Consider the following 12525-nt stretch of genomic DNA (forward strand, 5'->3'; position numbering starts at 1 on the left):
CGCGCTCAGCGCGTCGAACCGGGCCGCAGACTGTCCTTGATCGCCCGTACGGCCGCCTCCGCGTTGTCCACGGTGATCGTGAACGTATGACCGTCCCACAGGCTCAGGACCACGCCCTCGCCCCGGCGTACGACGACGGCGGTGCCCTTCTCGGGCCGCCAGCGATAACCCCAGCCGCCCCACTGACGCGGGGTGACGTGCGCGTCGAACTCGGCGCCGGCCACGTGCGAGAGCGGGATGCGGCGGCGCGGCACACCGATGTGGCCGCAGCGCACTTCGAGGGACTCCTTGTCGAGCTTCAGGTCGACGTGCACAAAGGCGAGGGTGCCGAAGATGACCAGCAGTCCGGCCGCGATGCAGCCGACGACGGCCATGGCGAGCGGGGCGACGCCGGACTTCCAGGCGGAGTCGACGGCGAGCTCGATGCCGAGCGCCAGGCAGGCCGCGCCGCCGAGTGCCAGCAGCCACTGGACCCGGTTGGTGGCGCGTCCGGTCCAGAGGTCGGGGTGCTGGGTCTTCTCGGGGTGGGGGTGGTCCCTCATGCCTACGAGATTACTCAGGTTTCGCCGCGCGGGTACCGGGTCGCGGAGAGTTGCTCCGCCGACCGGGCGGTTGCCGGACCCGAGCCGTCCGTTTCCTGCCAGTAGCCGGTGGCCCGGTGGCCGGTAGGTCAGCGTGCCGGGCTGACCGTCCGGAGCAGTCGGCCTTCCGCGTAGGCGAGGGCGGGTGCGGGCAGCGCGCCCTCGCGTCCGCTCAGCAGCACCGTCAGCGTGCCGGTGGCGGGAGCCTCGGGGGCGGGCTGCTCGCCGATGCGCCGCAGCGCCTGAGCGGCCACGGCACCCGCCGAGCCGTGCAGGACGAGCGGCGGGCGGTCGGGGCGCTGGACGGCGGCGCGGATGCGCTCGCCGACGAGTTCGTAATGGGTGCAGCCCAGGACGACGGTCGTTACCTCGGCCGGAGTGAGGGCGGCCGCAGCGGCCACGGCGGCGTCGATCGCCTCCTCGTCCGCGTGCTCCACGGCCTCGGCGAGCCCGTGGCAGGGGACCTCGGTGACCGGGACTCCGTCGGCGAAGTCCGCGATGAGGTTGCGCTGGTAGGGGCTGCCGGTGGTGGCGGGGGTGGCCCAGATCGCGAGGGGTCCGCCGCCGGCCGCGGCCGGCTTGATCGCCGGGACGGTGCCGATGACCGGGATCTCGGGTTCGAGGCGGGCGCGGAGGGCGGGCAGGGCGTGCACGGTCGCGGTGTTGCAGCCGACGATCAGGGCGGCGGGCCGGTGCGCGGCGGCGGCCTCGGCGACGGCCACGGCGCGCTCGGTGAGGTCCTCGGGGGTCCTGGGTCCCCAGGGCATGCCGTCGGGGTCCAGGGAGAGCACGAGATCGGCGTCGGGTCGCAGCCGCCGTACCGCGGCGGTGGCCGCCAGCAGACCGATTCCGGAGTCCATCAGCGCGATCTTCACCCGGCCACGATAGACGATGAGCCTTTTCCGGCCGGTGGGGTGGGGCAGACTGCGCGGGTGAGCGCCATCGCGTGGATTGCCGTCGTATCACTCGCCGCCTGGCTCTGGCTGCTGCTCTGTCAGGGCTTCTTCTGGCGCACGGATATCAGGCTGCCGCGCCGCGAGGAGCCGGACGTGTGGCCGTCGGTCTGCGTGGTCGTCCCCGCGCGCGACGAGGCGGCCGTACTGCCCGCGAGTCTGCCATCGCTGCTCGCGCAGAACTATCCCGGGCGGGCGGAGATCTTCCTGATCGACGACGGCAGTTCGGACGGCACGGGTGACCTGGCCCGCGAGCTCGCCCGCACGTACGGCGGGCTGCCGCTGACCGTCGACTCGCCCGGCGAACCCCCGGCGGGCTGGACCGGCAAGCTGTGGGCCGTACGTCACGGCATCGGTCTGGCACGCGCGCGTGGACCCGAGTACCTGCTGCTGACGGACGCGGACATCGCGCACGCGCCCGACAGCCTGCGGGAGTTGGTCGCCGCCGCCCGCACCGGCGGCTTCGACGTCGTCTCCCAGATGGCGCGGCTGCGGGTGGAGAGCGTGTGGGAGCGGCTGGTGGTGCCGGCCTTCGTCTACTTCTTCGCGCAGCTGTATCCGTTCCGCCGCATCGGTGGCGCACGCACGCGTACGGCAGCCGCGGCGGGCGGCTGTGTGCTGCTGCGCGCCGAGACCGCCGAGCGGGCGCGGATCCCCGACGCCATCCGGCACGCGGTCATCGACGACGTCGCGCTCGCGCGGGCGGTCAAAGGCGGGGGCGGCCGGATCTGGCTGGGCCTTGCCGAGCGGGTCGACAGCGTGCGGCCCTACCCGCGCCTGCACGACCTGTGGCGGATGGTCTCGCGCAGCGCGTACGCGCAGCTGCGCCACAACCCGCTGCTGCTGCTCGGTACGGTCCTGGGCCTGGCGCTGGTCTATCTGGTACCGCCGGTGACGTTGATCGCGGGCGCGGCCGTCGGGGACACCGCGGCCGCTCTCGCCGGCGGTCTGGCCTGGCTGGTGATGACGGGCACGTACGTCCCGATGCTCCGCTACTACCGCCAGCCGCTCTGGCTCGCTCCCCTGCTGCCGTTCACCGCGTTCCTCTACCTCCTCATGACGGTCGATTCCGCGGTGCAGCACTACCGGGGGCGCGGTGCGGCCTGGAAGGGCCGCACCTACGCGCGTCCGGACACCGTCCCCGACGAGCACGCCCTCTAGCGAGCCCTGGGGAGTGTCACTTCCGGCCGGGAGTCCAGTTCATGCCCCAGCCATAGGCGTAGTCGATGGTCCGCTGCGGGCTCACTCCACGCTCGGGCACCAGGTAGCGGGCCTCGCGCTGCACGACCAGGTCGTTGCCGGTGTTGGTGATCAGGGCGAGCGCGCACACCGTGGAGGGGACGGTGCACTCGTCGAGCGAGAAGTCGATCGGGGCGCCGTACTGGGGTTGCAGGGTGACCGTGGCGTGCAGGTCGGCGAACGAACGCGCGCCCTCATAGATGGTCACGAAGACGAGGATGCGCCGGAAGTCCTGCTTGTGGTCGAGGTTGATGGTGAGGTTCTCGCCGCTCTCGACGGCTCCGCTGCGGTCGTCCCCGTCGAGGTGCAGGTAGGGAGGACGGTGCAGGGACCCGAAGGCGTTGCCGAGGGCCTGGACGACTCCCTTGCTGCCGTCGGTGAGTTCGTACAGGGCGCACAGGTCCAGGTCGAGGTCCGAGTGGTTGGCGACCGCGCGGCCCCGCTTGCTGCCCCAGCCCGAGAACTGCTTGCGCGTCTGCCAGTTGAGGTTGACCCGCATGGCGCCCGAGGTGCCGCCCTGCTTGGTCAGCGAGACCGAGGGGGCGGACTTGGTGAGCGTCACCTTGGTGAGGCGCACGGGAGCGGCGGGCGGTGCCGCCGGGGGTGCCGCGGGCGGCGGCGGCATCGTCACGGGCGGCGCGACGGGCGGGTACGCGGTCACCGGCGGGGCGACGGGCGCGGGCGCCGGGGGTGTGACGAGCGTCGGGGTCGGTGTCGGTGCGGCCTGCTGCGGTTCGTCGACCGTGATACCGAAGTCCCTGGCGAGCCCTTCGAGTCCGCTGCTGTAGCCCTGGCCGACGGCGCGGAACTTCCAGGCACCCTGGCGGCGGTAGAACTCACCGAGCACGAAAGCGGTTTCGACGCTCGCGCCGGTGCTGTCGAAGCGGGCGGCCACGGTGTTCTGAGCGGCGTCGCGCACCTCGATGTACAGGTCCGGGACCTGTCCGAACGTACCGCCGTCGGCGGACGCGACGAGCACGACGGTCTCGATCGCGGGCTCCACGCGCGCGAGGTCGACGACGAGCGTGTCCGTGATGCTGCCGCCGCCGTCGCGCTTGCCCTCGTGCCGGACCGCGCCGGACGCGTGCGCGGGCTGGTTGTAGAACACGAAGTCGCCGTCCGACCTGACCTTGCCGCCCACCAGGAGGAGGGCCGAGGCGTCGGCGTCCGGTACGCCCGGACCTGAACGCCAGCCCAATTCGACGCGCAGGGCCGTCGTCGGCACCGGCACATTCGATCCTTTCGGCATTGACATGACCGCCCCCATCACGTGTCATCGCGCCAGGTCCATGTCCCGGCAGCCCTGTTCGGCTTCTCTACCCGACCAACCTATTCCCCGGGACAGCGAACTCCCATGAGGGGCACAGGATCACTCGTGGTCAACCCCTGGTAACCGGCTCGGAACTCGACCTTTACAGGATCCGAACGCAGGTCGGCGCCCTATTTTGCCGAGTTCGCTCGCATTGGGGGTCCCGCGTCACTGCCGACACGGAAAACAACCCTCTTATCGGTCTCCCCAACCAGCACATCGTGGGCTTAACTTATGTGCCATGACCTCCCCCCGCTCCACTTATGGCGGCGGTTACTACTCCGCCTTCCCGGACACTCCGATCTACGACAGGCTCGTCGCCGAGCGGGGCACCCCGCAGATCGCTCCGATCCGGGTTCCCGCCGCCTACGACGCACCAGGCAGTCACCTGCCCGCGTTGCCGTCGGCACTCCCCGCCCTCCCGGCGGGTCCCTCCCAGTACGGCTATCCGCAGGCCGCCCAGCCGTCCCCGCTCCAGCAGGCTCCCGCGGCGTACATCCCGCCGCAGTCGACCGCTCCGCGCGGTTACCCCGGTCCCCAGCAGCCGCAGCAACAGCGCCCGATGGCACCGGGTACGGGCTACGAGGCGATGCGCCCCGCGGCGCCCCGCCCCGCCCAGTACCAGGACCCGTACAACAACCAGCAGCAGTACCGCGGCGGCGGCTACTAGCGCGTCCTCCCCGATCGCCGTCGGCCCTGGCACGATGGCGTCATGGGGAGCGCGCGACTGCAGTCGATCCACGTCCATCCGGTCAAGGCGTTCCGGGGCCTCGCGCCCCGGCAGGCCGACGTGGAGCCCTGGGGTCTGGCCGGAGACCGGCGCTGGGTGCTGATCGACGCAGGGGGAAAGGTCGTCACACAACGTCAGCAGCCGCGACTCGCCCTGGCCGCCGCCGAGCTCGTGCCCGGCGGCGGCGTTCGTATGTCCGCGCCCGGCATGGAGCCGCTGACCGTGTCCGTGCCACGGCCGGTGGGCACGGTGCCGGTGGAGATCTTCCGCGACAAGGTCGAGGGCGTCCTCGCCGAGGACGAGGCCGCGCACGCCTGGTGCAGCGCCTACCTCGGCGCCGAGATCCGCCTGGTGCACATGGACGACCCGGCCATGCGCCGGCCCGTCGACCCGGAGTACGCCCGCCCGGGCGAGACCGTGTCCTTCGCCGACGGCTACCCGCTGCTGGCCACCGCGGCCGCCTCCCTCGACGCCCTCAACTCCCTGATCGCGCAGGGTGATCACCCGGCCGAGGGCCCCCTGCCGATGAACCGCTTCCGCCCGAACGTGGTCCTGTCCGGGACCGCCGCCTGGGCCGAGGACGACTGGTCCCGCATCGTCATCGGCGAGGTTCCCTTCCGCGTCACGAAGAACTGCGGGCGCTGTGTCGTGACCACCACCGACCAGCGCACCGCCGACCGGGGCCGGGAGCCGCTGCACACGCTGGGGCGGCACCGCCGCATCGGCGGCAAGCTGGTCTTCGGCCAGAATCTCGTGCCCCTCTCGCGCGGCACGATCCACGTCGGCGACCCGGTGACGATCGTCGAATAGCCGCCCTTCCGCGCCGTCGGCGGAAAGATCCGGACAAGGCCCGGGACGCGGGAACCGGGGCCGGGGCCCGGCGCGTTGAGGATGCGTAAGAAGTTCATGAGAGGTCCCGGTCCCAGGTGATTTCGCTCTCTCTTTGACCGGGTCCCCGCGTGAACGGCGGTCGGCGGAGTTATCACGGAGAGGGAGGGGGTGCGGACGGTGCGGACACTCGGTGGGCTCTGGCGCTGGCGGCGCAATCCGCTGCGCCGCACGACCGATCTGGTCGAGGCCTGGCTGGCTCTGACAGCGCTGCTGCTGATCCTTTTCGTCGCGCCGGTGGTCGGCGCCCTCGCCGGCGGTGTCGCCCAGGACGCCCTGCAGCAGGCCGTGCGGGACCAGCGCAAGGCCCGGCACCTGGTCACGGCCACCGTGGTCCGCAAGCTGGACAGCTCGCCGATGGACACCGACCCCGAGACCTCCTCCTCCCGCATGGTGCGCAGCCGTGTCATCGCCGACTGGACCGGCCCGGACGGCACCGCCCAGCACGGCCAGGCCCTGGCGAACCTCAAAGCCCCGCACCGCGGCGACCACTTCGGGATATGGACGGACGCGCACGGCCGGCCGACGGCCCGCCCGCTGGACTCCGCGACGGCGACGACCCACGCGGTCCTGGCCGGGTTCGGCGCCGCCCTGTTCACCGCGGGTCTGGTCGAGGCCGCCCGGCGGCTGGTCGTGTGGCGCATGGTCCGCCGCCGGTACGCCCGTTGGGACCAGGCCTGGGACCGGGCGGGTCCGGACTGGGGCCGGACCGGTACCGGCAGTTGACGGCATTCCGGCACTGGTCAACCCACCGGCCGCACGCACGCTACGGTGGACCGGCCGAACGTTGTCGGCATCAACCCGCGTACCACGAGGTGGGGGCACAGCAACGCCATGGCACAGGGCACGGTCCAGGTGACGCACACCGGTACATCGAGGTGGCGCCGCCGCACGGGTGAGTACGCGTCGCTCGCCGCCGCCCTGGAGGCCGCGGCCGACGGGGACGTGCTCACCGTCGCCCCCGGCACCTACCGGGAGAACCTCGTCGTCCAGCGGGCGGTGACCCTGCGCGGCCCCGAGGGCTCCCCTGGCTCCGTACGGATCGCGCCCCTGGACGGGGTGCCGCTCACCGTGCGCGCCTCGGCCGTGGTGCAGGACCTGCACGTGGAGGGCCAGGACGCGGCCTCCCCCGCCCTGCTCGTCGAGGAGGGCACGCCCGAGCTGACGGACGTACGGATCGTCACGCGCTCCGCGGCCGGTATCGAGGTGCGCGGCGGCGCCCGGCCGACGGTGCGGCGCTGCACGGTCGACAACCCGGCCGGCGTCGGTATCGCCGTACTCGACGGCGGGGGCGGGGTGTTCGAGGAGTGCGAGGTCGTCTCCGCCGGTCAGTCGGGCGTCTCGGTGCGCGGCGGCGGGCACCCGCGCCTGGAGCGCTGCCGGATCCATCACGCCTCGGGCTCGGGCCTGGCGGCGACCGGGGAGAACTCCGCGCTGGAAGCGGTGGGTTGTGAGATCTACGAGGTCCGGGGCAGCGGCGTCCAGGTCACCGGCCGCGCCACCGCGCACCTCACGGACTGCGATGTGCACCGCACCACCGGAGACGGCGTCACGCTCGACACGGACGCGGTGCTGACCCTGGCCGACTGCCGCATCCACGACATCCCGGAGAACGCGGTCGACCTGCGCTCCCGTTCGGTGCTCACGCTGACCCGCACAACGGTCCGTCAGTTCGGGCGTAACGGCCTGTCGGTGTGGGACCCGGGCACGCGCGTGGACGCCAACCAGTGCGAGATCTTCGACAGCACCGGCGACTACCCGGCCGTCTGGGTCAGCGACGGCGCCACCGCCGTACTGGACTCCTGCCGAGTGCACGACGTGCCGGACGCGCTGTTCGTCCTGGACCGCGGCTCGCGCGCGGACGTCGTCGACAGCGACATCTCGCAAGTGCGCAACACGGCCGTGTCGGTGAGCGACGGCGCCACCGCGCAGCTCGACGACTGCCGGATCCGGGACGCGGCGACGGGCGCCTGGTTCCGTGACCACGGCAGCGGCGGCACGCTCAACAACTGCACGGTGGACGGCACGCAGACCGGCGTGATCGTCACCAAGGGCGCCGACCCCACCATCGAGCGGTGCACGGTCGACGCGCCGGCCGAGGCGGGTTTCTACGTGTCGGCGGGCGGGCGCGGCAGCTTCCTCAACTGCCGGGTGACGGGCAGCGGCGGCTATGGCTTCCATGTCATAGACGGCTGCCGCGCGACCCTGCGCAAGTGCCGCACGGAGCGCTGCGCGCGCGGTGGGTACGAGTTCGCGGACGCGGGCCCGGACGCCGGCGCCGGCACGGGTCCCGTCGTGGAGGACTGCACCAGCGACGAGAGCGCGAGCCTGCGGGAGACGGCAGTCGAGGGCGCGGGCCAGTCCGCGGGTCTGCTGGGCGCGATCCCCGGGCAGCGCGCGGGCGAGCAGGAGCCCCTGGTCACCGCCGCCGCGGAGCCGGAGCAGCCGGCGCGGACCTCGCAGTCCGTGATGGGTGAACTGGACGCGCTGGTGGGCCTGGAGAGCGTCAAGCGCGAGGTGCGGGCGCTCACCGACATGATCGAGGTCGGCCGACGCCGCCAGCAGGCGGGCCTCAAGGCGGCCTCCGTCAAGCGCCACCTGGTCTTCACCGGTTCCCCCGGCACCGGCAAGACGACGGTCGCACGCCTCTACGGCGAGATCCTCGCCTCCCTCGGTGTGCTGGAGAAGGGGCATCTGGTCGAGGTGTCCCGCGTCGACCTCGTGGGCGAGCACATCGGCTCGACGGCGATCCGCACCCAGGAGGCCTTCGACCGGGCGCGCGGCGGTGTGCTGTTCATCGACGAGGCCTACGCACTCTCCCCGGAGGACTCGGGCCGGGACTTCGGCCGGGAGGCCATCGACACGCTCGTGAAGCTGATGGAGGACCACCGGGACGCCGTCGTGGTGATCGTCGCGGGCTACACCGCGGAGATGGAGCGGTTCCTGTCGGTCAACCCCGGTGTCGCGTCGCGGTTCTCACGGACCATCACCTTCGGCGACTACGGGCCCGAGGAGCTGCTGCGGATCGTGGAGCAGCAGACCGAGGAGCACGAGTACCGGCTGGCACCGGGCGCTCCGGAGGCGCTGTTGAAGTACTTCACGGCGATCCCGAAGGGCCCGGCGTTCGGCAACGGCCGGACCGCCCGCCAGACCTTCGAGGGCATGGTCGAGCGGCACGCGAGCCGGGTCGCCCAGCTCGCCGAGCCGAGCAAGGACGACCTGACCCTCCTCTACGCCGAGGACCTGCCCGAGTCCGCCTGAGCCGGCGCCCCGGCCTCGGGACGCGGGGCCGGCAGATCGGGCAGCAGCCGCGCCAGCAGCCGCTCCCGCTCCTCGGCGAAGGCCGGATCCGCCTGGTAGTCGGAGTGGCCGAGCACCGGCGCGGGCAGCGGGTGCAGCCCGGTGCGGCCGTAGGCGAGCGGGTCCTTCAGGGGGCCGCAGTCCACCTCCGGACCGCAGTCGCCGGGCAGGCCGACCGGGCCGCCGATCGGGTCGGTGAGCCGGTAGAGGTTGCGCCAGCAGTCGACGTCCTGGTGCAGGGAGCTGAGCGCGGCCGGCCCGAAGTGGGCCGGGAACCAGCGGCCGTACAGGCGCTCCAGCGGTGAGCCGTATGTCAGCAGGGCGACCCGTTTGCGAACGACGGGCTTGAGCTGCCAGGCGGCCGCGGCGGCGAGGACGCTGCCCTGCGAGTGCCCGGACAGGACGAGCCGGCCGCCGGTGGCGCGGGTCCAGGTCGCCATGCGCCAGGTCAGGTCGGGGACCGCGCGCTCGGCGTAGCAGGGCGGGGCAAAGGGGTGGGCGGCGCGCGGCCAGAAGGTACCGACGTCCCAGAGGATGCCGATGGTGCGCCGCGCGGAGGCGTCCTTGTAGGCGCGCCGGCCCCAGGTGACGAAGAGTATGAAGCCGAGTCCGATCAGCCAGGAGCCGAGCGCCTGGGCGGTCTGGGCGGCGCCGTGCACGAAGGCGTGCGCGGGCAGTGCGGCCTGGGCCGGTGCCTTGTCGGTGGTGAACGCCCCGAACAGAGCGCCCGCGCCGAGGAGCAGGGTCGTGGTGGAGACGACGGCGACGAGGAGGGGACCCCGGTCGGTGAGCGTGGCCATCGCGCGCGTGGTGGCGATCTTGTGGGTGCGCGCGGTGTCCTTGGGCTCGCCCGCGTAGTCGAGTTCGACAGTGCCCATCTCGGCGCGGCGCAGCAGCCAGGCCCGCCAGCCGAGTCCGCCGCAGAGCACCAGCAGGACGAGGATCAGTACGGGGATCGCGGACGCCTGCCAGGTCAGCAGGACCGGCGGCCCCGCGAGGGAGGTGCCGGTGCCGTCCAGCCAGTCGGAGACCCGCTGGGAGACCCCGCCGGACATCACGCCGCCGAGGGCGCAGGCGAGCATGGCGACGGCGGGTCCGCCCAGCCCGCGCATAGCGGCGCGCGGGTCCGGGCGCGTGCGGTGCAGCACGCGCGCGACGACGGCGAGCGCGATCACCAGGCCGCCTTGGACCAGCGTGACGGTGCCGAAGGCGGTGTCCCCGGGCAGACGCCCCGCGGAGACCCATCCGGGGCGCTCCCAGCCGGCGTAGACGGCGGCGAGCACGAGCAGGGCGAGCGCGCCGAGCGGCAGGCGTCGTACGAGGTGTTCGTCGAGGCGCCGGTCGATGAAGTTCTCGCTGCGGCCGCGGCGGCAGACCACCCACACCACCCCGAAGGCGGTGGCCAGGATGGCCGCGACGAGGAAGCGGCCCAGGGTGTCGAGGAGCGTGGAGCCGCCGGGCTCGCGGTCGAAGCGGGCCGCGGTCGTGGCCAGCGCGGCGGCGACCGTCAGCAGCCCGGCCGCGGTGTGCGCGGCGCGGAGCCGGGCCACCAGGCGGCGGCCGTACCAGAAGCCGGGCCGGCCCAGGGCCGTGCCGTCGGTGTCCTCCTCGGGCTCGGCCTTGCGGGAGATCGGCTGCTGGGACTCGTAGGCGCTCCAGGTGCGCCGGGAGAGGTACCAGAGCAGGCAGGTGAGCGCGGCGGGCACGACGGCCGCGAGGGCGAGCCGGCGGCCGGGGTCGCTCCACCAGCCGTGGTGCGAGGCCTCGGGCGACAGGAAGCCCAGCCAGGAGTGCTGCTCGGCGCACGCGTGCGTGCCCGCGCACTGCCAGGCGGCGAGGTCGAGCGCGACCTCGCATGCGGCGGCGACCAGCAGCACCGTCAGGGTCAGTCCGACCAGCCGCACCAGCAGCCCGTACAGGCGCACCGCCCGCCGGTGGCCCCGTGCGGCGGGGCGCATCCAGTGCGCGAGGTTGACCACCATGAACGGCAGCAGCAGGAGCCACAGGGCGCGGGCGCTGTTGCCGGAGGTGAGGTTGCACCAGACGTACGCCTCGCGCACCGGTTCGCCGCGCTGTTCGTCGGGTCGGTTCTCCGCGTCGACGTCGTCGGCGCGCCGGAAGACGGCCGCCGTGTCGTCGCCGCTGATCCGCACCGTGCGCGGATCGTCGAGCATCTTCTCGGGCGTGGTGCCGCCCACGCCGTGGACCAGGAGTTCCAGGGCCGTTCCGGCCTGTTCCGGCTGTGCGCCGGGGCGCTCGGGCCCACCGGTCGCAGGACGTTCCTGTACGCGTTCCTTCGCACGTTGCACTGTTCGCACTTCCCCCGTGACGCGCCATCCGCTGTTGTCGTGCGGGCAATAAGGATGGCCGTTTTCGGCACCCCCTACACCTCCTGTCACTGAATCTCCCCGATCCGTGTGACAAGCGCGGAACGCGTGCGCCGCAAGTGACATGTGCGCGGCGGGCGACCGGTGGCGCCGGTGACCGCGACCCGTGCGAGGATGGGACGCCCACGCACCGGGGCCGGGGAGAACGTCGTGGTCGGAGCGGGTGCGCGGGGCGTGTCGGACGGCTTGAGGCGAAAGGACCGGAGCGTACGTGAGTGAGAATCAGAACCTCCTCGCGGAGCAGCGGCGCGCCCTGATCCTGGACGAGGTTCGGCGTCGGGGCGGGGTTCGGGTCAACGAGCTGACGCGGAAGCTCGGTGTGTCGGACATGACGGTCCGCCGCGATCTCGACGCGCTCGCCCGCCAGGGTGTGCTGGAGAAGGTGCACGGCGGCGCGGTGCCCGTCGTGGAGGCGAGTACGCACGAACCCGGTTTCGAGGCCAAGTCCGGCCTGGAGCTGTCGGCCAAGGAGGACATCGCGCGCACGGCGGCCCAGTTGGTGGCGCCGGGCACGGCGATAGCGCTGTCGGGCGGTACGACGACGTACGCCCTGGCCCATCAGCTGCTGGACGTGCCGGACCTGACCGTGGTCACCAACTCGGTGCGGGTCGCCGATGTCTTCCACGCGGCGCAGCGCACCTCGGGCCCCCGGCAGGGCGCGGCCACGGTGGTGCTGACCGGTGGAGTGCGCACGCCCTCCGACTCGTTGGTGGGTCCGGTGGCCGATCAGGCGATCGCGGCGCTCCACTTCGACGTGCTGTTCCTCGGTGTGCACGGGATATCGGTCGAGGCCGGTCTGTCGACGCCGAACCTCGCGGAGGCGGAGACCAACCGGCGGCTCGTGCAGTCGGCGCGGCGGGTCGTGGTGGTCGCCGACCACACCAAGTGGGGTGTGGTGGGGCTGAGTTCGTTCGCGGCGCTGGAGCAGGTCGACACGCTGGTGACGGACGCCGGGCTGCCGGGTTCCGCGCGCGCGGAGATCTCCGAGCACCTGCGGCAGCTGATGGTGGCGGGCGAGCCGGAGGACTGATCCCGCCGGGGCCCACGGACGCCGGCGGGATCCGCCCGGTGGGCCCCGGGCGGTGCAGACATCTGACGAACCGCCAGCTATCGTGACGCTGCCCGGTCAACCACCCTC

The 12525-nt window shown here is 72.8% G+C and carries 10 protein-coding genes; 6 read left to right on the forward strand and 4 right to left on the reverse strand.

The window, feature by feature from the left end:
- Positions 1-5 precede the first annotated feature (5 nt).
- Both ACWDR3_RS26115 and ACWDR3_RS26120 read right to left on the reverse strand, forming a co-directional pair.
- Positions 6-542, reverse strand: coding sequence for a hypothetical protein (locus ACWDR3_RS26115; RefSeq protein ID WP_402354507.1), 537 nt, complete (start codon positions 540-542; stop codon positions 6-8).
- A gap of 128 nt (positions 543-670) precedes the next feature.
- Positions 671-1456 carry a glutamate racemase gene (locus tag ACWDR3_RS26120; RefSeq protein ID WP_450355005.1) on the reverse strand — a complete coding sequence of 262 codons (786 nt, stop codon included), beginning with the start codon at positions 1454-1456 and terminating at the stop codon, positions 671-673.
- Between the two features lie 57 nt (positions 1457-1513).
- On the opposite strand from ACWDR3_RS26120, the gene ACWDR3_RS26125 reads away from it, so the two are divergent.
- On the forward strand, positions 1514-2695 hold the full coding sequence (locus ACWDR3_RS26125; protein ID WP_450355006.1) for a glycosyltransferase: 1182 nt from the start codon (positions 1514-1516) through the stop codon (positions 2693-2695).
- 16 nt (positions 2696-2711) lie between these two features.
- On the opposite strand, the gene ACWDR3_RS26130 is transcribed toward ACWDR3_RS26125, so the two are convergent.
- A complete protein-coding gene (locus tag ACWDR3_RS26130) occupies positions 2712-4022 on the reverse strand; it encodes a TerD family protein (RefSeq protein ID WP_450355040.1) in 1311 nt (436 codons plus the stop codon).
- Positions 4023-4323: 301 nt separating this feature from the next.
- Here ACWDR3_RS26130 and ACWDR3_RS26135 point away from each other — a divergent pair, with 301 nt between their 5' ends.
- The 4 genes from ACWDR3_RS26135 to ACWDR3_RS26150 all read left to right on the forward strand — a co-directional run bounded on the left by ACWDR3_RS26135 (position 4324) and on the right by ACWDR3_RS26150 (position 8961).
- On the forward strand, positions 4324-4752 hold the full coding sequence (locus ACWDR3_RS26135; protein WP_124001155.1) for a DUF6643 family protein: 429 nt from the start codon (positions 4324-4326) through the stop codon (positions 4750-4752).
- Positions 4753-4794: 42 nt separating this feature from the next.
- The gene (locus tag ACWDR3_RS26140; RefSeq protein ID WP_450355007.1) at positions 4795-5622 is read left to right on the forward strand and encodes an MOSC domain-containing protein; all 828 of its coding nucleotides are present in this window, start codon (positions 4795-4797) and stop codon (positions 5620-5622) included.
- A gap of 198 nt (positions 5623-5820) precedes the next feature.
- A complete protein-coding gene (locus ACWDR3_RS26145) occupies positions 5821-6426 on the forward strand; it encodes an Rv1733c family protein (protein WP_450355008.1) in 606 nt (201 codons plus the stop codon).
- Between the two features lie 108 nt (positions 6427-6534).
- Positions 6535-8961: a right-handed parallel beta-helix repeat-containing protein gene (locus tag ACWDR3_RS26150; RefSeq protein WP_450355009.1), complete on the forward strand. Its 2427-nt coding sequence runs from the start codon at positions 6535-6537 to the stop codon at positions 8959-8961.
- Here the strand turns inward: ACWDR3_RS26150 and ACWDR3_RS26155 are convergent.
- Positions 8931-11309, reverse strand: a complete 2379-nt coding sequence (locus tag ACWDR3_RS26155; protein WP_450355010.1) for a hypothetical protein — start codon at positions 11307-11309, stop codon at positions 8931-8933. The two genes, ACWDR3_RS26150 and ACWDR3_RS26155, sit on opposite strands and share 31 nt — an antisense overlap.
- A 289-nt stretch (positions 11310-11598) precedes the next feature.
- On the opposite strand from ACWDR3_RS26155, the gene ACWDR3_RS26160 reads away from it, so the two are divergent.
- Positions 11599-12417, forward strand: coding sequence for a DeoR/GlpR family DNA-binding transcription regulator (locus ACWDR3_RS26160; protein WP_450355011.1), 819 nt, complete (start codon positions 11599-11601; stop codon positions 12415-12417).
- Positions 12418-12525 lie beyond the last annotated feature (108 nt).

It is taken from the genome of Streptomyces sp. NPDC001002, from assembly GCF_053599215.1.